This is a genomic window from Kitasatospora sp. NPDC058115, assembly GCF_042884635.1.
GTDB lineage: Bacteria > Actinomycetota > Actinomycetes > Streptomycetales > Streptomycetaceae > Kitasatospora.
In genome coordinates this window covers 50,253-71,358 of the sequence record NZ_JBHVTL010000037.1, presented here as the reverse complement: position 1 = coordinate 71,358, position 21,106 = coordinate 50,253, and the positions used below count along the sequence as shown (strand labels likewise).

Below are 21,106 nucleotides of genomic sequence, written 5' to 3'. Positions count from 1 at the left end.
GAAGCCGTTCGGCCCCGCCCCGGGAGGACCGGGCGGGGCCGAACAGTGGCCGGCAGAAACGATTCTCCGTCAGAAGAGACGGACCGGAAGCTCCTTCAACGCGTTCACCACCAGCGAGCCGCTCGGCCGCAGTTCCTCGTCCGGCACCGCCAGCGAGAGGTCCGGGAACCGCTCGAACAGCGCCGGCAGCGCGATCCCCGCCTCCAGCCGGGCCAGCGGCGAACCCGGGCAGACGTGCGGGCCGTGCCCGAAGGACAGGTGCCGGACCGGATCCCGGGTGACGTCGAACACCTCGGCGGTCACCCCGTGCTGCGCCGGGTCCCGGCCGATCGCGTTGTACGAGATCAGCACCGGCTCGCCCGCGGGGATCACCGTGCCGCCCACCGCGACGTCCTCGGCGGCGAAGCGGAACAGGAAGTTGCTGGTCGGCGGCGTCCAGCGGAGCGACTCCTCCACCACCGCGTCCCAGCCGGCCCTCCCCTCCCGCACCAGCGCCAGCTGGTCCGGGTGCGAGAGCAGCGCCCGCACCGCGTTGCCGATCAGGTTCACCGTGGTCTCGTGGCCCGCCGCGATGATCACCCGCAGGGTGGCCGCCGCCTCCGCGTCGGTCAGCGCCCCGCCCTCCGCGTCGGCCAGCAGCAGCACGCTCGCCAGGTCGTCGCCGGGAGCCGCGCGGCGCTGTGCCACCAGGCCGTTGACGAAGGCGTTCAGCCCGGCGATGGTCGCCTGGATGCCCTCCGGGTTCGGCCGGGCGCCGAAGAACCGCTCGTAGAGGTCCCGCAGCAGACCGTGCTCCGACTCCGGCACGCCCAGCAGCGAGCAGATCACCGTCATCGGCAGCGGGAAGGCGAAGGCGGACTTCAGGTCCACCACCGGCTCCCCCGCCGCCAGGGTGTCCAGCAGCTCCCGGGTGATCGCCTCGACCCGCGGCCGCATCAGCTCCACCTGGCGCGGGGTGAACGCGTGCGCCACCAGGGCGCGCAGCCGGCGGTGCTCGGCGCCGTCGGTGGTCACCATGCTCGGGCCCGGCACCGCCAGGCCGATCAGCGGCCAGGTCCTCGGCACCTCGCCGCGCTGGAACGCCGCCCAGTGCCGGGCGTCCTTCACCAGGCGGGCGTCGGTCAGCAGCTCACGGGCGGCCGCGTGCCGGGTCACCGCCCAGGCCGCGACACCTCCGGGCAGCACCACCGGCACCACCGGACCGGCGGCGCGCAGCAGCGCCCCCTCGGCGGCGTTGTCACGCGCCAGCGGGTCGAGGGCGATCGGGTCGAGGGCGGTCGGGGCAGGGGCGGTCATCGACTACGGCTCCTTCGGTTCGGGTCCAGCGGTACCGGGGTCCTGCTGCGGGGTCCTGCTGCGCTCGCGGGTCAGCCCGCGTACCCCGGGGTGAACGACACCGGCAGCGCCACCAGCCCGCGCACCCAGGCCGACGGCCGCCACACCAGCGCGTGCTCGGCCACCGCCAGCCCGAGGTCCGGCAGCCGGTCCAGCAGCACCTCGACCGCCGTCGTCGCGATCACCTCGGCCGCCTCCTGCGCCGGGAACGGGCAGCCGTGCTCGCCGTACGAGTAGCTCAGGTAGGCGCGGTTGCCCTCGGCGGGCCGGCCGTCCGGCTGCCGTACCGACGGATCGGAGTTGGCACCCGCGAAGCCCAGCAGCACCATGTCCCCGGCGGCGATCCGCTGCCCGCCGAGCCGGGTGTCGCGGACGGCCCAGCGGCCGGCGAAGACCTGCGTCGGGGTGTCCTCCCAGAGCGCCTGGTTCAGCGCCTGGCCGATGCTGCGCCGCCCGCCGGACAGCGAGGCGGCGAACCGCTCGTCGGTGAGCATCAGCCGCAGCGCGTTGGAGACCCAGTACGAGCAGGGCTGGTGACCGGCGATCAGCAGCACCCGGAGGTCCCGCATGACCTCCTCGTGGGTCAGGCCCGCCGGGTGCGCCAGCATCCGCGAGGCGACGTCCTCGCCCGGGTGCGCGGCCTTCTCCTCGACCAGCTCCAGCATCACCGCCAGCAGCCGCTGCGCTCCGGCCGGCGCGTCCGCACCGCCGTCCAGCATGGCCAGCAGGCTCTCGATGAGCACCGGAGCCTGCTCCTCGCTCAGCCCCAGCACCCGGCAGAGCACCAGCAGCGGCAGCCGGTGGGCGTACTCGGCGACCAGGTCCGCCTCGCCGCGCCCGGCGAACCCGTCGATCAGCCGGTCGGCCAGCTCCTCGCAGTGCTTGCGCAGCTCGTACGGGTCGACGGCGGCCAGCGCGTCGGTGACCGCCCGCGAGCGCCGGACGTGCTCCTCGCCCTCGGCGTAGAGGATCGACGGCACGGGGGCCATCATCGGCTTGAGCGGCCAGTCCTCGGGGATCTCCGACCAGCCCGACCAGCGCGTGGAGTCCCGGCCGAACAGCTGCGGCTGACCGGTCACCAGCTGGAGCTCGCGGTAGCCGATCACCAGCCAGGCCGGCACCCCGCCGGCCAGCTCGACCGGCGCGACCGGGCCGTGCGCGGCCCGCATCTCCCGGTAGACCTGCCCGGGGTCGGTCTGGAAGCGCGGCCCGTACAGCGGGACGGCACCGGCGTGCGCCGGGCAGCCCGGCGGCGGGGTGGCGGCGGGCTCGGTCACGGGGTGCTCTCCTCAAGGACGTCGGGGACGGGGGCGCCGGTGGCGGCGGCGGTGCCCGCCGACTCGGCCTCGACCCGGGCGGTCAGATGGCGGACCAGCTCGATCAGCACCTGTTTGCCGGACGCCCGGTCCCGGGCGTCGCAGTCCACCAGCGGCACCCCGGGCGGCAGGTCGAGCGCCTCGCGGACCTGCTCCAGGGTGTGGGTCGGCGCGCCGAAGTTGTTGCGGGCGACGATGAACGGGGTGCCGTGGTGCTCCAGGCGGTCGATGGCGTACCAGGAGTCCTCCAGCCGCCGGGCGTCCACCAGCACCACCGCGCCCAGGGCGCCGGAGAACAGACGGTCCCAGAGGAACCAGAACCGCTCCTGTCCCGGCGCGCCGAACAGGTAGAGCACCTGGCTGGCGGAGAGGGTGATCCGGCCGAAGTCGAAGGCGACCGTGGTCGACCGCTTGCCCCAGGCGCCGGCGGGGTCGTCGATCCCCTCACCGGCCTTGGTCATGATCTCCTCGGTGTTCAGCGGACGGATCTCGCTGACCGCGCCGACCAGGGTGGTCTTGCCCACGCCGAAGCCACCGACCACGACGATCTTCAGCGCGTTGTCGGCGGTGCGGCGCAGCGGCGTCCGCCCGACCGGACGCGCGTCCCGGCCCTCAGAGCTGTTGGAGTCCATGCAGTACCTGCTTCAGCGTGTCGAGATCGGGCAGCCGGGCCGTGGCCGGCGCGAACCGGGGGTGGCGGGCGGTGATCGACCCGGCCTCCAGCAGGTCGCCGAGGAGGATCTTCACCACCGAGACCGGCAGCGCCAGCTCCGCGGCGACCTCCACCACGGCGGTCGGCGCCTCGCACATCCGCAGGATGCGCGCGTGTTCCGACTGCATGCCCGGCACCGGCTCGCGCTCGGCGACGATCAGCGTGACCAGGTCGAACGCGTTCTCCGGGGCCCGGCTGCGGCCCCTGGTGATGGTGTACAGGCGGTCCGGGTCGTCGTCCCGGCCCGGCATGACCGGCCGCCCGCCGGTGGTCCCCCCGCCCCCGCTCATGCCCCGGCGCTTCCGTCGGCCCCCCGGGCGTCCGGATCCGCGGCGTCCTCCCGGGCCGGGGCGCTGAGGTGGACGCCGATCTGCTCGATCAGCCCATGCATGTTGTGGCCGACCACGCCCACGTCCGCGTCCTCGTCGGTGACCACGGCGAGGTGGGCGCCCTCCCCGGCCGCCACGATGCACAGCACGCCGCCGTGGAACTCGGTCATCGACTGCCGGACCCCGCCGGTGCCGTCGCCGAACTCGATGGACGCGCCGTGCGCCAGGCTCTGCAGGCCGGAGGCGATGGCGGCGAGCTGGTCGGCCCGGTCGTCGCCGAGGCCGGAGGTGTGGCAGAGCTTGAGGCCGTCGGCGGAGAGCACCAGGGCGTGCCGGGTGCCGGGGGTGTTGGTCAGCAGGTTTTCCAACAGCCAGTCGAGGTCGCGGTCGGTGACACTGCTCATCAGGAGTCCTTCTCGGTGACGGGGGGAACGTCGGACGCGGGGTCGGCGGCGGACCGGGTGCCCGGGGTCTCCGCGGCCGGTGCGGTGTCCACGGCCGGCCGGGCTGCCCGGCGGAACGCGCCGAACCGGGCGGCGGCATCCGCCGCGCCGGGGCGGGCGGTCCGCTCGGCCGGGGCGGCCGCGGGGGCGGCCGCGAGCGTCTGGCCGCGGCGGCGCTGCGGCAGGCCGCTGTCGGTGACCCTCGGTGCGGGGGCCGGAGCGGGAGCGGGGGGCGCGGCGGGGGTGAGCACGGGGCGCGCGGCCCGTTCGGCGGGCGTGGGTGCGGGTGCGGACACGGGTGCGGCGAGCGGCGCCGACGCGGGCTGGGTGACCAGCTGCTGCGGGATCAGCATCACCACGCCGGTGCCGCCGCGCGCGGACGGCCGGAACGAGATCTGCAGCCCGTGCTTGCGGGCCAGCACCCCGACCACCGCGAGGCCGATCCGGGTGCCCGCCGACAGCGTGGTGAGGTCCAGCGGCTCCGCCGAGACGGCCCGCTCGGCACGGCGCAGCCAGCTGTCGCTCAGGCCCAGGCCGCTGTCCTCGACGGTGATCGCCAGACCGGCCGGCACCTCCTCGACGTAGACGTGCACCTCGGCCGGCGGGGCGGAGAAGGTGGTCGCGTTGTCCAGCAGTTCGGCCAGCGCGTGCATCACGCCCTCGGCGGCGAACCCGGCCACCGCGGCCGTGCTCGCGTTGTGCAGCCGCACCCGCCGGTAGGCGCCGATCCGGCCGAGCGCGCCGCGCAGCACCGACTCCACCGGGATCGGCCTGCCCCAGCGCCGGCCGGAGCGGGCGCCGGTGAGCACCGCGATGCTGTCGGCCATCCGGCCCGCCTGGGCGGTCGCGTGGTCCAGGCTCAGCAGGTCCCCGAGGACCTCCTCGTCGTGCCGGTGCTGCATCTCGCGCAGCTCCGCGTGCATGCTCGTGGCGAGCGCCTGGACCCGGCCGGCGGCGGTCGCGCAGACCGCCAGCGCGGCGGCCCGCTGCCGCTCGCCGCGGCCGATCTCCTCGGCGACGGCACGCAGCAGCGCGCGCTGGGGGTGCTCACGGTGAGCGGCCAGCGCGCCGTCCACGGTCGCGCCGGTGCGCAGCCGCTTCACCACCTCGGGCAGCACCTCGTCGGCCAGCCGGTCCAGGACGGCCCGCTCGGCGCGCTCCGCCGCGGCCTCCGCGCGGGCCCGGGCCGCGTCCGCGCGGGCGGCCGTGACCTCCTCCTCGGCCCGCCCGAGCGCGGTCCGCGCCTCGTCCCGCTCGGCCTCCGCGGCGGCGGCCCGCGTCCGGGCGGAGGCCTCGCCCTGCCGGGCGGCCCCGGCGACGACCAGCGCCGCCATGGCCTCGTCGTCCTTCCCGGCCAGTTCCGCCTCCAGCCGCCGGGCCCGCTCGGTGGCGCTGCCGGCCTGCCGGACGGCGATCAGCCAGAGCACGGCGGCCGCCGCCACGGCGACCGCGGTCAGCGGCTGCCCGGCGTCGACCGCCCGCATCATCCCGACCGGCCCGACCACCGCCGCCAGCAGGGCGGCCGCCGCCGTCAGGGCCTTGGTGCGCGCGTCGGGTCGACGGAGCGGCCCGCCGTCGGGGTGGGAGGGTTCTGTCATCGGTGCGGTGTCCTCGGCAGAAGTCGGGCGAATGCGCGACCGCCCGGCCGACGTCGTGGAACGTCTCCGGGCGGCAATTCGGTTCACGCAGTCGGCCGATCATATCCATTCAGACGATGCACTCAACCGATAAGTTGACGGTCAGTCTCCTCTCGCAACGCTCCGTATACCGCGCCGCCCCTCCCGTCTCACCTCATCGCCGCCTCCACCGCGCGCCGCACGGCGGCGAAGTCCAGGCCGTGCGCGGCGATCACCCGCGCCCCCAGTCCCTCGCCCTCGCGGAGCAGACCGAGCAGCAGGTGACCCACCGCGATGTGACCGGACTTCAGCCGCAGCGACTCGCGCAACGACAGCTCCAGCACCTTGCGCCCCCGCGAGGTGAACGGACTGCGGCCCGCCCGGCCCTCGGACCGGAACCACCCGCGCCGCCTCGGCTCCTGCTCCGGCGGCGCGTCCAGGGCCCCGGCCCCGAAGACGGACTCCACCGCCTCGCGCACGGCGTCCAGGTCCACCCCGATCGTGGCGAGCGCCCGCGCGTCGTCGCCCTCCCCCAGCAGCCTCCGGACGGCGTGCCGGGCCGCGGCGCGGTCGAGCCCCGCCTCGATCAGCACCCGCGCCGCCGGGTCCGCCGGCTCGGCCAGGACCGCCAGCAGCAGGTGCTCGGTGCCGACGTGGCCGTGCCGCAGCTCCGCCGACTCCTGGCCGGCCCGGACGACCACCCGCCGGGCCTCCTCGGTGAAACGCTCGAACATCGTTCAGTCCCCGCCCTTCCCGCTTCCGTCGAGCCCGCGCTTCGCGTACTTCTTGTGCACCGCCTGCCGGGTCACCCCCAGGCAGGTCGCGATCTCCTGCCACGACCAGCCCTGCCCCCGCGCGCTCGTGACCTGCAGCGCCTCCAGCCGGTCCGCCAGGTCCCGCAGGGCCCGGACGGCCCGGAGCCCCACCGCCGGATCCCGGCTGCCGGCCGCGGCCGCCAGCTCTCCGCTCTCGCTCATGCTGTCAACCTAGGTTGACATCGGACCGGCGTCAACCCTGGTTGACGCAAACGACTGAAGGCGGGGCGAGGACGTCATGTCCTCGCCCCGCCTTCAGCGGTGGCTCACCTCACCGGGAGGTGCGGGCCGTGCTCAGCTGCAGCCGCTGGTGGAGCCGCAGCCCTCGCAGAGGTAGCAGCTGCCGGCGCGGCGCATCTTGGTGCCGCAGGAGAAGCAGAGCGGCGCGTCGGCGTTCAGGCCCAGCTGGATCTCGATCAGCTCGGTCGAGTTGTGGGCCTGGGCCGGGGTGGCCTTCGGGGCCGGGGCCGGGGCGGCGGCCGGCTTGACGGCGGGGGCGACCGGGGCGGACTGGGCGAGCGTCTCGGTGTCCAGCTCCTCCTCGGCCTCCAGCGGCTCGTAGGACCCGGTCTCCAGGTGACGCTGGCGCTCCTCGACGGAGTGGATGCCGAGCGCCGAGCGGGTCTCGAACGGCAGGAAGTCCAGCGCCAGGCGGCGGAAGATGTAGTCGACGATCGACTGCGCCATCCGCACGTCCGGGTCGTCGGTCAGACCGGCCGGCTCGAAGCGCATGTTGGTGAACTTCGAGACGTAGGTCTCCAGCGGCACGCCGTACTGCAGGCCGACCGAGACGGCGATGGAGAAGGCGTCCATCATGCCCGCGAGGGTCGAACCCTGCTTGGACATCTTCAGGAAGACCTCGCCGAGGCCGTCGTCCGGGTAGGAGTTGGCGGTCATGTAGCCCTCGGCGCCACCGACCGTGAAGGAGGTGGTGATGCCCGGGCGGCCCTTGGGCAGGCGCTTGCGGACCGGGCGGTACTCGACGACCTTCTCGACCGCGGCGGCCGGGGCCTCCTCGGCCTTCTCGTCCTTCTTCTTGGCCGAGAGCGGCTGGCCGACCTTCGAGTTCTCGCGGTAGATGGCGAGCGCCTTGACGCCCATCTTCCAGGCCTCGAAGTAGATCTCCTCGACGTCCTCGACGGTCGCGGAGGCCGGCATGTTCACCGTCTTGGAGATGGCGCCGGAGATCCACGGCTGGATCGCGGCCATCATCCGGACGTGGCCCATCGGGGAGATGGAGCGCTCGCCCATGGCGCAGTCGAAGACCTCGTAGTGCTCGGTCTTCAGGCCCGGCGCGTCGACCACGTTGCCGTGCTCGGCGATGTGCGCGACGACCGCCTCGATCTGCTCGTCCTGGTAGCCGAGGCGCTTCAGGGCGCGCGGGACGGTGCCGTTGACGATCTGCATCGAGCCGCCGCCGACCAGCTTCTTGAACTTGACCAGCGCGAGGTCCGGCTCCACGCCGGTGGTGTCGCAGTCCATCATCAGGCCGATGGTGCCGGTCGGGGCGAGCACCGACGCCTGGGCGTTGCGGAAACCGTTCTGCGCGCCGATCCGGAGCACGTCGTTCCAGGCCTCGGTGGCCGCGGCCCAGACCGGGGCGTCCAGGTCGTCGAAGGAGACGGCGGCCTTCGAGGCGTCCGCGTGCTGCTTCATGACCCGCTGGTGCGGGGCGGCGTTGCGGGCGTAACCGTCGTACGGGCCGACCACACCGGCGAGTTCGGCACCGCGGCGGTAGGCGGTACCGGTCATCAGCGAGGTGATGGAGCCGGCCAGGGCGCGGCCGCCCGCGCTGTCGTAGGCGTGGCCGGTGGCCATCAGCAGGGCGCCGAGGTTGGCGTAGCCGATGCCCAGCTGACGGTAGGCGCGGGTGGTCTCGCCGATCTTCTCCGTCGGGAAGTCCGCGAAGCAGATGGAGATGTCCATCGCGGTGATGACCAGCTCGACGACCTTGGCGAAGGTCGCGGCGTCGAACGAGTCGTCGTCGCGGAGGAACTTCATGAGGTTGAGCGAGGCGAGGTTGCAGCTGGAGTTGTCCAGGTGCATGTACTCGGAGCAGGGGTTGGACGCGTTGATCCGGCCCGACTCCGGGCAGGTGTGCCAGTGGTTGATGACGGAGTCGTACTGGATGCCGGGGTCGGCGCAGGCCCAGGCGGCCTCGGCCATCTTGCGGAAGAGCTTCTTCGCGTCGACGGTCTCGATGACCTCGCCGGTCATCCGGGCGCGCAGGCCGAATTCGGTGCCGTTCTCGACGGCGGTCATGAATTCGTCGCTGACGCGGACCGAGTTGTTGGCGTTCTGGTACTGGACGGAGGTGATGTCGTCCCCGCCGAGGTCCATGTCGAAGCCCGCGTCGCGCAGGGCGCGGATCTTCTCCTCCTCCTTCACCTTGGTCTCGATGAAGGCCTCGACGTCCGGGTGGTCGACGTCCAGGACGACCATCTTGGCCGCGCGGCGGGTGGCGCCGCCGGACTTGATGGTGCCGGCGGAGGCGTCGGCGCCGCGCATGAAGGAGACCGGGCCGGAGGCGTTGCCGCCGGAGGAGAGCAGCTCCTTGCTGGAGCGGATCCGGGAGAGGTTCAGGCCGGCGCCGGAGCCGCCCTTGAAGATCATGCCCTCTTCCTTGTACCAGTCGAGGATCGACTCCATGGAGTCGTCGACGGACAGGATGAAGCAGGCGGAGACCTGCTGGGGCTGCTTGGTGCCGACGTTGAACCAGACCGGCGAGTTGAAGCTGAACACCTGGTGGAGGAGGGCGTGGGTCAGCTCGTGCTCGAACACCTCGGCGTCGTCCGGGGTGGCGAAGTAGCCGTTCTTCTCCCCGGCGGCGCGGTAGGTGAGCACCACGCGGTCGATGATCTGCTTGAGGCTCCACTCGCGCTGCGGGGTGCCCACGGCGCCGCGGAAGTACTTGGACGTGACGATGTTGACCGCGTTCACCGACCAGAAGTCGGGGAACTCGACGCCGCGCTGCTCGAAGTTGATCGAGCCGTCGCGCCAGTTGGTCATCACGACGTCGCGCCGCTCCCAGCGGACCTCGTCGTACGGGTGCACGCCAGGAGTGGTGTAGATGCGCCCGATCTTCAGCCCGCCCTTGGGGGCCTTGCCGGCGCCGGCCTTGGCCGCCGTCTTGTCGGACTTCGACCCGCGTGCGGAACCGCTCGTGGTGTCTGTCACTTCTGTTCCTCCTCCTGGTTGGGCAAACGCCCGGAGTGCCCCGAAAAGTCCGGGCACGGCTGGTTCGCTCTTCCGGTGTGCGGGCAGGCGGGAGTCCTCGCCGGCCGCGCACGGTTTGTCATGGTCTGTGCGCCGTTTTCGGGCACACGTCGGCCCTTGCGGGGGCCGGGGGGTGCTGCCGACCCCGGGAAGGGGCCGGTGAAGGGTCCGGGCCTGCTAGGGCGCGGCGGCGGCGACGGACACCGGAGTGCCGTCCGCCGCGGGGGCGGGCCGCTCGGCGCGGAGTTCCGCGATGGCGGCCTCGAAGTCTTCCAGTCCGTCGTACGCCTGGTAGACGCTGGCGAAGCGCAGGTAGGCGACGACGTCGAGTTCCTTCAGCGGGCCGAGTATGGCCAGCCCGACGTCATGGGTGGTGAGCTCGGCGTTGCCGGTGGCCCGCACGCACTCCTCGACCCGCTGGCCGAGCTGGGCGAGGGCGTCCTCGGTGACCGGGCGGCCCTGGCAGGCCTTGCGGACGCCGGAGATGACCTTCTCCCGGGAGAACGGCTCGGTGACGCCGCTGCGCTTGATGACCATCAGGGCGGCCGTCTCCACCGTGGTGAAGCGGCGGCCGCAGTCCGGGCACTGCCGACGACGGCGGATGCAGCTGCCGTCCTCGGTGGTCCGGCTGTCGACGACGCGGCTGTCGGAGTGCCGGCAGAAGGGGCAGTGCACCTGAGGATCCCTCCCTGGCAGGACGTGCGGACTGGTCGAGTCTATGCGATCCGGGGGCGCTGGTAGCAACCCGATCTTGAGGCCTCGACCACAAGTACTGGGCCACGGAGAGGACTGTAGCCACTACATCTAGGTCTGTGGCGGAAGTCGGCCCACGGGCGTGTCGGCGCGGACTAAGATTCCGGGGACGCCTTCGGATCGAACATTTAATCGATGTACAACAAAGCCTTGATCGAGTCAGCCAACTCCCGAATAATTCACTCGAACGTGTGTTTGGCGCAACCTTTCGATACGAGGTGCGTTGGGCTGGAAAAAGGAGAGGACAGCCGTCGAGAGGGGCCGCCGTGAACACCGTCGAAAGCAACACCATCCCGGTGCAGGAACACTCCCAGCTCAAGGTGGGGCAGCGCACCACGAATCAGCAGAGTGTGGACATCACCATGGACCGTAGCGAAGACCACCGCCTCCCGGGCCCGGGCCTCGCCGGCGTCGGCCGCGTTCCGGACCAGCCCATCGAACACTCCCCCGCGCTGGACGACGCCCACCCCGCCCCCGCCCGCTCGGCGCCCGGCCGCCCGCCCGGCATCCGCACCGACGAGGCCGGCCTCACCGAGCGCCAGCGCCGGGTGATCGAGGTCATCCGGGATTCCGTCCAGCGGCGCGGCTACCCGCCGTCCATGCGCGAGATCGGCCAGGCCGTCGGCCTGTCCAGCACCTCGTCGGTGGCCCACCAGCTGATGGCGCTGGAGCGCAAGGGCTTCCTCCGCCGGGACCCGCACCGCCCGCGCGCCTACGAGGTCCGCGGCGTCGAGGTGGCCCGGCCGAACACCGCCGAGACCGCCGGGCGCCCCTCCACCTCCTACGTGCCGCTGGTCGGCCGGATCGCCGCCGGCGGGCCGATCCTGGCCGAGCAGACGGTCGAGGACGTCTTCCCGCTGCCGCGCCAGCTGGTCGGCGAGGGCGAGCTGTTCGCGCTCACCGTGCGCGGCGACTCGATGATCGAGGCGGCCATCTGCGACGGCGACTGGGTCACCGTCCGCCGCCAGCCCGTCGCCGAGAACGGCGACATCGTGGCCGCGATGATCGACGGCGAGGCCACCGTCAAGCGCCTCAAGCGCGAGGACGGCCGGATCTGGCTGATGCCGCACAACCCGGCCTACGAGCCGATCAACGGCGACAACGCGACCATCCTGGGCAAGGTCGTGGCGGTGCTCCGCCGGCTCTGACCGCCGCCCCCGGCCCACCAGGCCCCCCGGACGGGAAGGGGCTCCCCGCAGACCGCGCGGAGCCCCTCCGGCCCGTCTCAGCCCCGCTTCACCACCGGCCGCACCGGGGCCGCCGAGGCGTCGATCGCCGCGAGCGAGCGGCGCACCTGGTTGCGGTCCGTGGTGTACCAGAACTCCGGCATCGAGGAGCGGAAGAAGCCGCCGTACCGCTTGGTCTCCACCCGCGGATCGAGCACCGCCACCACGCCCCGGTCGTCCGCCGCGCGCACCAGCCGGCCCGCGCCCTGCGCCATCAGCAGCGCCGCGTGGGTGGCCGCGACGGCCATGAAGCCGTTCCCGCCGCGCTGTTCCACGTCCTTCTGCCGGGCGCTCATCAGCGGGTCGTCCGGACGCGGGAACGGGATCCGGTCCATCACCACCAGCTGGCACGCCGACCCGGGCACGTCCACGCCCTGCCAGAGCGACAGCGTGCCGAACAGGCAGGTGGTCGCGTCAGAGGCGAACTCGCGGATCAGCTCGCCCAGGGTGTCCTCCCCCTGGAGCAGGATCCGGTGGTCCAGCCGCTCCCGCATCGCCTCGGCGGCCGTCTGGGCACCGCGCATCGAGGAGAACAGCCCGAGCGTGCGCCCGCCGGCCGCGCCGATCAGCTCGGCCAACTCGTCCAGCATGTCCGGCCGTTCGGGATCCCGCCCGGGGTCGGCCAGATGCCTGGCGACGTACAGGATGCCCTGCTTGGGGTACTTGAACGGCGAGCCGACGTCGATCCCCCGCCAGTGCGGCACCGGCTCGTCGCCGAAGCCCGCGCCCGCCGCCTCCGGGTTGTCGCCCGCGGTGCGGACGTCCGGCAGCCGGGCCTCGGAGGGCAGGCCGACCGAGGCCGCCACGCCGTTGAAGTCCCCGCCGAGCTTGAGGGTGGCCGAGGTGAGCACCACCGAGCGTTCCTTGTACAGGCCCTCGCGCAGCAGCCCGGAGACGCTCAGCGGGGCGACCCGCAGTGAGGCGGTGCCCAGCCCGTAGCGGTCGCTGCGCTCGATCCAGACGACGTCGTACTCGGAGTCCTGGAGAAGCCGGTCGGCGGTCTCGTGCAGCGCCTCGGCGGAGGCCATCGCCTGCTTGCGCACGGCGTCCTCGTCGCTGAGCCCCTTGTCCCTGGTCTCGCCGAGCGAGGTGATCACCTGCCGGGCGGCGTCCCGGATCGCGGTGACGGCGTACCCGAGGTACTCGGGCAGCTCCTCGACCCGGCCGGGCTGGGCGGTCTCCATCAGGCCGTGGTAGTTCTCGGCGGCGGCCTGGAGCGCGTCCACGGCCTTCTCGTTGGCGAGCCGGGCGGCCCGCTTGACCGCGCGGTTCACCGCGCCGACGGTCAGCTCGGCGGTGGCCGCGCCGGTGACCCGGTTGACCAGCTCGTGGGCCTCGTCGATGATCAGCAGCCCGTGCTCGGGCAGCACCGGCGCGCCCTCGATCGCGTCGATCGCGAGCATCGCGTGGTTGGTGACCACCACGTCGGCGAGCTTGGCCCGCTCGCGCGCCTTCTCCGCGAAGCACTCCTGCCCGTACGCGCAGCGGGTGGCGCCCAGGCACTCCTTCGAGGTGACCGAGAGCTGGGCCCAGGCCCGGTCGGAGACGCCGGGGGTCATGTCGTCCCGGTCGCCGGTCTCGGTCTCGTCGGCCCAGTCGCGCAGCCGGAGCACCTCCTGGCCGAGCTTGCCGGCCGGCCCGCCCATCGCCTCGACCGGGTCGAACAGGCCCTCGCCCTCGTCGCTCGGGGTGCCCTCGTTGGCCCGGTGCAGGCACAGGTAGTTGGAGCGGCCCTTGAGCATCGCGAACAGCGGACGGCGCCGCAGCACCGGGTGGAGCGCCTCCACGGTGCGCGGCAAGTCCCGCTCGACGAGCTGGCGCTGGAGCGCCAGGGTGGCGGTCGCGACCACCACGCGGTCCCCGTGGGCGAGCGCCGGCACCAGGTAGGCGAGGGACTTTCCGGTGCCCGTGCCGGCCTGCACCAGCAGGTGCTCGTCGTGGTCGACGGCATCGGCGACGGCCTCGGCCATCCGGAGCTGGCCGGGGCGCTCGACGCCGCCGACGGCCGCGACCGCGGCGTGCAGCAGCTCGGGGACGCGGGCGCGGGGGACGGCCTCGACCGGGGCGTCCTCGGAACTCCCGGCCGGGTCGGCGTCCTCGGCGGGGAGCTGGGATTCGGAGTCGTTCGTCATGACCCTCCCACCCTACGGGGCGGGGGTGACAATCCGGTCCCGTTGTCCGGGCAACGGCGCCGCCCCGTCCTCGGCGAGCGGGTTGGGCACCGTGCCGTGCCGGGCGGCGTGCGGGCGGTGCGGGCGGTCCCCGTAGCCGTCCAGCAGCAGCCGGTTGCGGTTCAGGCAGAGCCGGTCGATCCTCGGCCGGAACAGGTCGAACAGCGCGAACCGGTCACCGAGTTCCGGGAATCGCGCCTGGTGGCGCAGCACCTCGGCGCGCAGCAGCGCCCAGAACTCCGCCTCGGCCAGGCCGGTCCGCGCCTCCAGCAGTGGCGCCAGGTAGCGGAACACCCCGATGAAGAGCCCGGAGTGCAGGAACTGGCACAGGCCCTGCGGGTCCTCGCGCAGCAGCACCTCGTCCACCTCGGCGGGCAGGCCGCGCAGCTCCGGGAGGTCCTGGTCGCTGAGGTTGACGTCGTCGACGAAGTCCTTGACCGCCAGCCGGACCGGCACGTCCCGCTCGTCGAAGACGACGATGGCGTTCTCGCCGTGCGGGGAGAAGACCAGGCCGTACCGGTAGAGGAAGTGCAGCAGCGGCGGCAGCAGCGCGGCGAACAGCCGGGCGGTCCACGCGGCGGGGGCGAGCCCGGAGCGGGCGATCAGCTCGGCGGCGAGCGGCCGCCCGTCGCGGCCGGTCTGCAGCAGCGCCGCCAGGGTGCGGGCGCGTTCACCGGGCGCCAGCGCGGGGCCGAGCGGCTCGCGCCAGATCGCGCCGAGCAGTTCCTTGTACTGGTACGGCGCCTCGGGCAGCTCGCGGTAGAGCGGGTGGTCGACGGTGACGGAGGCGATCTCGCCGAGCAGCACCACCCGGCACTCGTCGCGCAGGAACGGGTCGGCGTCGCGCAGCCCGTGGATCCAGGCGGTGACGGCGGGTGCGGCCCGGGTGCGCTCGGTGGGCAGGCCGCGCCAGACCAGGGTGTTGAGGATGGCGAGCGGCAGCTTGACGGTGCAGCGCTCCGGGCGGCTCTCGTTGAAGAACGAGCGGATCGACTGCTGGGGCAGCCGCAGGTCGCCGTCGGTGCCGAGCGGGACGATCTCGCCGGAGGCGATCCACGGCGCGAACAGCGGCAGCACGGTCTCGTCCCACTGCCAGGGGTGCACCGGCAGCAGCAGGTAGTCGTCGGCGGCGGCGCCGAGCGGGGCGCGCAGCGCGTCCGGGTCGTCGAGCTCGCGGCGGTACAGCGACGCGGGGTCGGCGAGGCCGGCCACGCCCCGGTACTCGGCGAGCCGGCGGTGGACGGCGATCCAGGGCAGTGGGCGCGGGGTGCGGGCCTCGGGGGCCCAGCGGGCGGCGTCCGCGGCGGAGAAGCCGATCCGGCCCTTGTTGGGGACGATCCACGGGTGGCCGCCCTGCCGGCCCTCCAGCTCGGTGTGGCCGAGGTCGGCGAGTTCGGCGGCGGTGAGCCCGGTGGCGAGCAGGTGGGCGTCGGCGGTCAGCGTGGCGGTGAGTTCGCGCAGCAGGTGGCCGGTGGTGTCGCCGCGCAGGCCGAGGGCGTGCCGGGCGTGGATGAGGAAGCGCAGCGGGTCGGGGCCGCCGGGCGCGTCGCAGCCGACGGAGCCGGGGTCGACGTGCCAGCTGTCGTAGGCGCCGCGCCGGGCGGTGAAGCGGTACTCGGCCCCGGGCAGCTTGAGCGCGTAGCCGTCGGGGCCGGTCCCGACGGGGGCGACGAGCTCCTCGTAGGCGAACTCGCCGAGCATCTTGGCCAGCAGTGCGCGGCCGGCCCGCTGCCAGGGCCCGGCGGTGAGCTGCGGCGGCAGGTACAGCGGCGGTTCAGCGGCCGGCGGTTGCGGCACGGGTCGGCTCCTGGGGTCGGGGGCGGGCGGGGACGGGAACGGGTGCGGCCGGCGGCGCGAAGCCGGTCCAGGCGGTGCGCTGCGGCAGCCGGTGGACGGTCCGCCCGGTGACGGCGTTGAGGATCACCGCGGCACGGTGCGCGCCGAGGCCCAGGTCGGGGGTGCCCACCCCGTGGGTGTGCAGCTCGCCGTTCTGGACGTACAGCCCGCCGGTAACCTCCGGCAGAGTGGCCACCCGGTGGTCCAGGCCGACCCGGTAGCGGCCCGCGGCGTCCCAGTCGACGAGGTGGGCGAGCGGTTCCAGGGCCGCCGGGCGGGCGGCCCGGTAGCCGGTGGCGAGCACCACGGCGTCGGTGCGCAGCACGTGACCGGTGCCGGAGTCGGTGTGCCGGCAGTCGAGTTCGAGCCCGCCGCAGGGCCCGGAGCGGGCGTCGGTGACGGCGGTGCCGGGGGTGATCTCGACCGGTGCCTCGCCGACCGCCCGGCCGACGGTGCGCGCGTAGAGGTGGTCGTGGATCTCGGCGAGGGTCTCGGCGGAGGCGGCCTTGTGCAGCTGCCACTGGGCCTCGACCAGGCCGTCGCGCACCGCCGCCGGCAGGCCGTGGAAGTACCGGGTGTAGTCGGGGGTGAAGTGCTCCAGGCCGAGTTTGGAGTACTCCATCGGGGCCAGCGCCCGGGTGCGGGTGAGCCAGCGCAGCCGCACGCCGTCGCCGTCGTGGCGGCGCAGCAGGTCGAGGAAGACCTCGGCGCCGGACTGCCCGCTGCCGACGACGGTGATGTCCCGGGCGCCGGCCAGGGCGGCGCGGCGGTCGAGGTAGTCGGCGGAGTGGAAGACCCGGGGGTGGCCGTCGAGGGCGGCGAAGGCGGCGGGCCGCACCGGCAGGGTGCCGACGCCGAGCACGACGTTGCGCGCCTCGACGGTGCGCACCCGCCCGCCCGCGCTCCCGCGCAGTTCGGCGCGGTACCGGTCGCCGGTCCAGTGCAGGGCGGTGACCTCGGTGCCGAAGCGGCAGTTGGCCAGCCGTTCGGCGGCCCAGCGGCAGTAGTGGTCGTACTCGTGACGGGTGAGCTGGAACCGTTCGGTGAAGTAGAAGGGGAACAGCCGGTCCTGCTCGCGCAGGTGGTTGAGGAAGGACCACGGGCTGGTCGGGTCGACCAGGGAGACCAGGTCGGCGAGGAACGGCACCTGCATCCGGGCGCCGTCGACGAGCATCCCGGGGTGCCAGCGGAACTCCGGGCGCCGGTCGCAGAAGAGGGTGCGCAGGCCGGGGACGGGCTCGGCGAGCGCGGCGAGCGAGAGGTTGAACGGGCCGATGCCGACGCCGAGCAGGTCGTACGGCCCGGGCGGGGGTGCGGGGGTGTCCATGAGGCGGTGCAGTCCTAGGCGGGGTGCGGGGTGCGGTCGCGGACCATCAGGGCGGCCCGTTTGCCGGGCAGGTCGAGTTCGGCGGCGAGCCGGAAGCCGGCCCGGCGGAAGGCGTGGACGGAGCGCCGGTTGCGGACGTCGGGTTCGGCGACCACCCGGGTGCAGCGCGGCCGGTCCCGCAGCAGGCGGTCGGCGAGGGCGGCGAGCAGGGTGGCGCCGAGGCCCCGGCCGCGGCTGCCGGCGGGGCCGAGCAGCAGGTGGAGGCCGGTGTCGTGGGGCAGGGCCGGGTAGTGCGCGGCGAGCGGGTCGAGGTCGGCCCGGTAGACCTCCCAGTAGCTCATCGGGGTGCCGTCGAGCAGGCCGAGGCAGGGCAGGCTGTGTCCGTCGCCGTCGAGTTGGCCGCGCAGGTGCCGTTCGGTGACGACGGGCGGGCCGGCGAGTTCCCAGAAGGCGGCGACCTCGGGGTCGTTCATCCAGCCGGTGAGCAGGGCGAGGTCGGCGGGGAGCCGGACGCCGCGCAGCCGGAACTCCCCGGCGGGGGTGGGCATCGGGCCCCACCCTGCCGGGTCCCCGGCCGTGCCCGGCCGGGCCGTCGTGCCGGTGGCGCTCATGCGCCGGCCACCGGGTTGGGGATGTCGACGTACACGGACTGGGTGGCGACCGGCCCGACCAGTTCGTCCAGTCCGTGGATCCGGGTGAGCAGGTTGGCCTTGCAGGGCAGGGTCGGCGCGTCCAGCAGCAGGCCGGGCAGCGCGGAGCCGGTGGCGGTGGCGGCGGGCCCGGCGAGGAAGCGCCGGAGCGCGGCCAGTAGGACGGCCTCGTCGGCGAGTTGCTGGGAGCCGAGCGCGCCGACCAGTCCGAGCACGTGGTTGATGCCCAGGTAGTAGGCGAAGTGGTGGTCGATCACCGGGTCGTCGAGGAAGGTGTCGCTGTGCGCGCCGAGGCCGGGCAGCCGGGCGGCGAGCCGGGCGGCGGCGCTCCGCCGGTAGTAGTAGCCCTGGTTGTCGCGGTAGCGGCCGCCCTCCGGCCAGCCGGCGGCGTCCAGCAGCACCAGGCTGTTCTGCTGGTGGGCCTCCAGGGCGATGCCGCCCACGCCGTCCAGCCAGAGGACGGGCAGGACGACGGCGTCGAGGTAGCGCAGGAACCATTCGGCGGTCACCGTGGGCAGTGGGCGTCCGGTGCGGGCGGCGAGCCGGCGCAGCAGGTCGCCCAGCCGGGAGGGGACGGCGGCGTCGGTGCCGGCGCGGGCGGTGTGCGGACGTTCGGCGACCAGCCCGGCCACGCAGTAGGCGCGGTCCCCGGGGGCGAAGGGCTGGGCCCGCAGCACGGTGTCCAGGCCGCCGGGGTCCCCGAGGCCGGGGTGGTCGACGCCGATCCAGGCGGGGTCGCGGACGATGTCGAAGCCGGGGTGGACGGCCCGCCACTCGGCGCCGAGGCCGCTCTCCAGCAGCCGGTGCATCTCCAGGCCGCGGTGCAGTTCCTTGCGGAGGTTCTCCCGGCGGGAGTTGGTGATCCGCAGGCCGAGGGAGAGCTTGAGCATCCAGGGGGTGCCGGGCCGGTAGACGGTGCGCACCGAGGAGGTGGGGTACCAGGGGTCGCCGGCCGGGCCGAGGTCGTGCAGCCGGCCCTCGGCGAGCAGCGCGGCGACGGCGGGGCGGTGGGCGAGTTCGCGGGCCTGCCAGGGGTGCAGCGGCAGGGCGGCGGTGCCGGGCGGCAGCAGGCCGGGGTCGTCGAGCAGCCGGGCGGTGATCCGCTCGGCGTCCTCGGCGACGGCGGAGCCGGCTGCGAGCAGCTCGCGGTCGACGGCCCACCAGTGCAGTTGGAAGGAGCCGTGCAGTTCGGGCGAGTAGGCGGCGCTCTGGGCGGGGCCGAGGCCGTCGCGGCTCTTCGGGGTGGGGTGCATCGGGTGGCCGAGCAGCAGGGACTGCTCGGCGGCGAGGAATTCCGAGCGCTCCGGTCCGCCGGGCACCGGGGCGGTGGCGGCGCGGTGGTGGGCGAGGATGTCGGCGGTGCGGACCACCGAGTCGGCGACCCGTGCGGCGAGGTCGGCGATCTGCCCGGGGTCGGGCCGGTCGGCGGCCGCGGCGGCGAGCAGGGCGGCGGCGGTGACGGCGTCCACCGGGGCGTCGTCGCCGAGGTCCCCGGCCTCGGCGGCCTCGCCGGCCGCGAGGGTGGCCGGGCCGAAGCGGTGCCAGCCGGCCGGCGACCAGTGCCGGACCGGGGCGGAGAGCCGGGCGGCGCCGCCGAGGACGGCGATCCGCAGGTACCCGTCGGGGCCGGGGGTGGCGCCGGTCTCGCGGGCCCAGCAGCGCAGCAGGGCCTCCAGGGCGGCCTGTTCGGCGGCGACGGCCGGGTCCGGGTGGAGCAGCCGGTCGCAGGGGGCCGGGGCCGCGGTGGCGGCGGGGCGGCGGGCCGGGAGTCGGGGCGGGGCTCCGGTCAGGGCGGTGCTCAATGCTGCTCCTTGAGACGCGTGGAGTGCCGACGCGCAGGGGGTGGAGGGAACTGCCGGGCGCTCGCACCGTCGCGTCAGGTAAGGGTTACCTATCCCTGAGGGGTGATCACAAGGACCGCTCACTCGTCCGGGTGAAGATCGGTGATTGTTCCGCCCGGAAGGGAAGGCGGGCCGTTCGCCGCGCGACGGGCCGCCCCTGCGGATCACGGATCGGTGACCCCCGCGCGGCGGCGGAACCCGGGGGCCGCCCGGGGCCGTCCTCGTGGCCAGTGGCAGACTCCAGGACGGCGGTCCGCCGCCCACACCGAACTACCAGGGGGACAGCACCATGCCAGCGATCCACCGGTCAGCCGCGGCGGCGCTCCTCGCCGCGGGGACCCTGTTCGCCGTCACCGCCTGCGGCCCGGACGGGCCTTCGGGCGGGGGCACCGCCGCGCCACCGCCCTCCGGCGGCTCCGGCACGTCCGCCTCCGCCACCGCCGCGGGGGGCGGCAGTGGCGTGATCGGCGGCATCACCCTGCCCTCGGGCCTTCCGACCGGCCTGCTGGAGGGCCTGCCGAAGAGCTGGGACGACCTGACGAAGTGGAAGTTCGAGGACTGGGACAACTGGGCGTCCAAGCACGTCTTCAACAACCCGATCGTCAAGGACTTCTGGAACCCGGACAAGATGGGCGACTCCAAGCCGGCCGACCCGGCGCCGCCCACCGCCAAGCCCGCCGACGACGCCGGGGTCACCGACCCCGAGCCGCCGGTGGTGAAGGCCGTCACGGTTCCGCGCCCGTACACCAAGCAGCCCTCCGGCAAGGTCTTCTTCTCGGCCGAGGGCGGCCGCGGCAACTGCTCGGCCACCGTGATCCAGGACCCGGCGCACCCCGGGAAGAGCAACCTGGTCTGGACGGCCGGCCACTGCGTCCACCCGGGCAAGGGCGGCAACTACTTCAAGGACCTCGTCTTCGTCCCCGCCTACAACAACTCGGGCGCCTCCAGCGGCGGGAAGAAGGCCCCGCTGGCCGAGCTGGCGCCGCTCGGCACCTGGTGGGCCAAGGACGTGGTGACCTCGCCGCAGTGGCTGGTCGAGGGCGGCGGCACCGGGGACGCGGCGAACCAGTACGACTTCGCGATCATGCGGGTGAGCAACCAGAACGACACCGGCAAGTCGCTGGAGGAGACGGTCGGCGGCGCCGTCCCGGTCTGGTTCGACGCGCCGCGCGACAAGCTCGCCGTCACGGCGGTCGGCTACCCGCTGTACAAGCCGTTCGACGGCCAGGAGCTCTACAAGTGCGAGGGCGGGAAGCCGACCCGGCTTTCCTTCGACCCGAAGCGCCCGTCGATGCTCACCATAGGCTGCAACATGACCCAGGGCTCCAGCGGCGGCGGCTGGTTCGCGCCGATGCCGGACGGGAAGCTCGCGCTGGTCTCCAACACCTCGATCGGCACCCAGGAGCACACCTCGCTGAGCGGGCCCTACCTGGAGACGGTCGCCAAGCAGGCGCTGGACTGGATCGCGAAGAAGAAGTAGCCGGGCCGCCGGCAACGGGACGGGCCCCGGTTCCCCCTCA

Annotated in this window: 17 protein-coding genes; 2 read left to right on the top strand and 15 right to left on the bottom strand. The window is 74.0% G+C overall.

The window, feature by feature from the left end; translation table 11 throughout:
- Window positions 1-69 precede the first annotated feature (69 nt).
- The 10 genes from ACFVVL_RS31370 to nrdR form a co-directional block, all read right to left on the bottom strand.
- Complete coding sequence (locus ACFVVL_RS31370) at window positions 70-1,296, bottom strand: cytochrome P450 (protein WP_387681179.1); 1,227 nt, start codon at window positions 1,294-1,296, stop codon at window positions 70-72.
- Between the two features lie 71 nt (window positions 1,297-1,367).
- On the bottom strand, window positions 1,368-2,612 hold the full coding sequence (locus ACFVVL_RS31365) for a cytochrome P450 (RefSeq protein WP_380288450.1): 1,245 nt from the start codon (window positions 2,610-2,612) through the stop codon (window positions 1,368-1,370).
- Complete coding sequence (locus tag ACFVVL_RS31360) at window positions 2,609-3,283, bottom strand: ATP/GTP-binding protein (protein ID WP_387681176.1); 675 nt, start codon at window positions 3,281-3,283, stop codon at window positions 2,609-2,611. Before ACFVVL_RS31360 ends, ACFVVL_RS31365 begins: the two co-directional genes overlap by 4 nt.
- Complete coding sequence (locus ACFVVL_RS31355) at window positions 3,264-3,653, bottom strand: DUF742 domain-containing protein (RefSeq protein ID WP_380288446.1); 390 nt, start codon at window positions 3,651-3,653, stop codon at window positions 3,264-3,266. Before ACFVVL_RS31355 ends, ACFVVL_RS31360 begins: the two co-directional genes overlap by 20 nt.
- A complete protein-coding gene (locus ACFVVL_RS31350) occupies window positions 3,650-4,096 on the bottom strand; it encodes a roadblock/LC7 domain-containing protein (protein ID WP_380288444.1) in 447 nt (148 codons plus the stop codon). Before ACFVVL_RS31350 ends, ACFVVL_RS31355 begins: the two co-directional genes overlap by 4 nt.
- Window positions 4,096-5,733: a sensor histidine kinase gene (locus ACFVVL_RS31345; protein WP_387681171.1), complete on the bottom strand. Its 1,638-nt coding sequence runs from the start codon at window positions 5,731-5,733 to the stop codon at window positions 4,096-4,098. Before ACFVVL_RS31345 ends, ACFVVL_RS31350 begins: the two co-directional genes overlap by 1 nt.
- Window positions 5,734-5,921: 188 nt before the next feature.
- Window positions 5,922-6,485: a Clp protease N-terminal domain-containing protein gene (locus ACFVVL_RS31340; RefSeq protein WP_387681168.1), complete on the bottom strand. Its 564-nt coding sequence runs from the start codon at window positions 6,483-6,485 to the stop codon at window positions 5,922-5,924.
- A gap of 3 nt (window positions 6,486-6,488) precedes the next feature.
- Window positions 6,489-6,728 (bottom strand): helix-turn-helix domain-containing protein, encoded by a 240-nt coding sequence (locus tag ACFVVL_RS31335; protein ID WP_380288438.1) that lies wholly within the window; start codon window positions 6,726-6,728, stop codon window positions 6,489-6,491.
- A gap of 132 nt (window positions 6,729-6,860) precedes the next feature.
- A complete protein-coding gene (locus ACFVVL_RS31330) occupies window positions 6,861-9,743 on the bottom strand; it encodes a vitamin B12-dependent ribonucleotide reductase (protein WP_387681165.1) in 2,883 nt (960 codons plus the stop codon).
- Window positions 9,744-9,959: 216 nt separating this feature from the next.
- Entirely contained in the window at window positions 9,960-10,457 is a 498-nt protein-coding gene (gene nrdR, locus ACFVVL_RS31325) for a transcriptional regulator NrdR (protein ID WP_380288434.1), read from the bottom strand.
- 344 nt (window positions 10,458-10,801) lie between these two features.
- Here nrdR and lexA point away from each other — a divergent pair, with 344 nt between their 5' ends.
- Complete coding sequence (gene lexA, locus ACFVVL_RS31320) at window positions 10,802-11,683, top strand: transcriptional repressor LexA (RefSeq protein WP_380288432.1); 882 nt, start codon at window positions 10,802-10,804, stop codon at window positions 11,681-11,683.
- 77 nt (window positions 11,684-11,760) lie between these two features.
- Here lexA and ACFVVL_RS31315 read toward each other — a convergent pair whose 3' ends face one another.
- The 5 genes from ACFVVL_RS31315 to ACFVVL_RS31295 are packed head-to-tail and all read right to left on the bottom strand — an operon-like array spanning window position 11,761 to window position 19,547.
- On the bottom strand, window positions 11,761-13,893 hold the full coding sequence (locus ACFVVL_RS31315) for an ATP-dependent DNA helicase (RefSeq protein WP_380288430.1): 2,133 nt from the start codon (window positions 13,891-13,893) through the stop codon (window positions 11,761-11,763).
- A 12-nt stretch (window positions 13,894-13,905) separates the two neighbouring features.
- On the bottom strand, window positions 13,906-15,729 hold the full coding sequence (locus ACFVVL_RS31310; protein WP_380288428.1) for an IucA/IucC family protein: 1,824 nt from the start codon (window positions 15,727-15,729) through the stop codon (window positions 13,906-13,908).
- A complete protein-coding gene (locus tag ACFVVL_RS31305) occupies window positions 15,707-17,095 on the bottom strand; it encodes a lysine N(6)-hydroxylase/L-ornithine N(5)-oxygenase family protein (protein WP_387681159.1) in 1,389 nt (462 codons plus the stop codon). Before ACFVVL_RS31305 ends, ACFVVL_RS31310 begins: the two co-directional genes overlap by 23 nt.
- A 14-nt stretch (window positions 17,096-17,109) precedes the next feature.
- A complete protein-coding gene (locus ACFVVL_RS31300; protein ID WP_380288464.1) occupies window positions 17,110-17,811 on the bottom strand; it encodes a GNAT family N-acetyltransferase in 702 nt (233 codons plus the stop codon).
- The gene (locus ACFVVL_RS31295; protein ID WP_387681156.1) at window positions 17,703-19,547 is read right to left on the bottom strand and encodes an IucA/IucC family protein; all 1,845 of its coding nucleotides are present in this window, start codon (window positions 19,545-19,547) and stop codon (window positions 17,703-17,705) included. Before ACFVVL_RS31295 ends, ACFVVL_RS31300 begins: the two co-directional genes overlap by 109 nt.
- Window positions 19,548-19,875: 328 nt before the next feature.
- Between ACFVVL_RS31295 and ACFVVL_RS31290 the strand changes: the two genes are divergently transcribed.
- On the top strand, window positions 19,876-21,066 hold the full coding sequence (locus ACFVVL_RS31290; RefSeq protein WP_380288422.1) for a trypsin-like serine peptidase: 1,191 nt from the start codon (window positions 19,876-19,878) through the stop codon (window positions 21,064-21,066).
- The last annotated feature ends 40 nt before the right edge of the window (window positions 21,067-21,106 follow it).

Bases quoted from the DNA above. Each gene is read 5' to 3' on its own strand.
- ACFVVL_RS31315 (WP_380288430.1), bottom strand. From the start codon at position 13,893: ATGACGAACGACTCCGAATCCCAGCTCCCCGCCGAGGACGCCGACCCG.
- ACFVVL_RS31360 (WP_387681176.1), bottom strand. From the start codon at position 3,283: ATGGACTCCAACAGCTCTGAGGGCCGGGACGCGCGTCCGGTCGGGCGG.
- ACFVVL_RS31340 (WP_387681168.1), bottom strand. From the start codon at position 6,485: ATGTTCGAGCGTTTCACCGAGGAGGCCCGGCGGGTGGTCGTCCGGGCC.
- ACFVVL_RS31345 (WP_387681171.1), bottom strand. From the start codon at position 5,733: ATGACAGAACCCTCCCACCCCGACGGCGGGCCGCTCCGTCGACCCGAC.
- ACFVVL_RS31350 (WP_380288444.1), bottom strand. From the start codon at position 4,096: ATGAGCAGTGTCACCGACCGCGACCTCGACTGGCTGTTGGAAAACCTG.
- ACFVVL_RS31335 (WP_380288438.1), bottom strand. From the start codon at position 6,728: ATGAGCGAGAGCGGAGAGCTGGCGGCCGCGGCCGGCAGCCGGGATCCG.
- ACFVVL_RS31370 (WP_387681179.1), bottom strand. From the start codon at position 1,296: ATGACCGCCCCTGCCCCGACCGCCCTCGACCCGATCGCCCTCGACCCG.
- ACFVVL_RS31290 (WP_380288422.1), top strand. From the start codon at position 19,876: ATGCCAGCGATCCACCGGTCAGCCGCGGCGGCGCTCCTCGCCGCGGGG.
- ACFVVL_RS31305 (WP_387681159.1), bottom strand. From the start codon at position 17,095: ATGGACACCCCCGCACCCCCGCCCGGGCCGTACGACCTGCTCGGCGTC.
- ACFVVL_RS31355 (WP_380288446.1), bottom strand. From the start codon at position 3,653: ATGAGCGGGGGCGGGGGGACCACCGGCGGGCGGCCGGTCATGCCGGGC.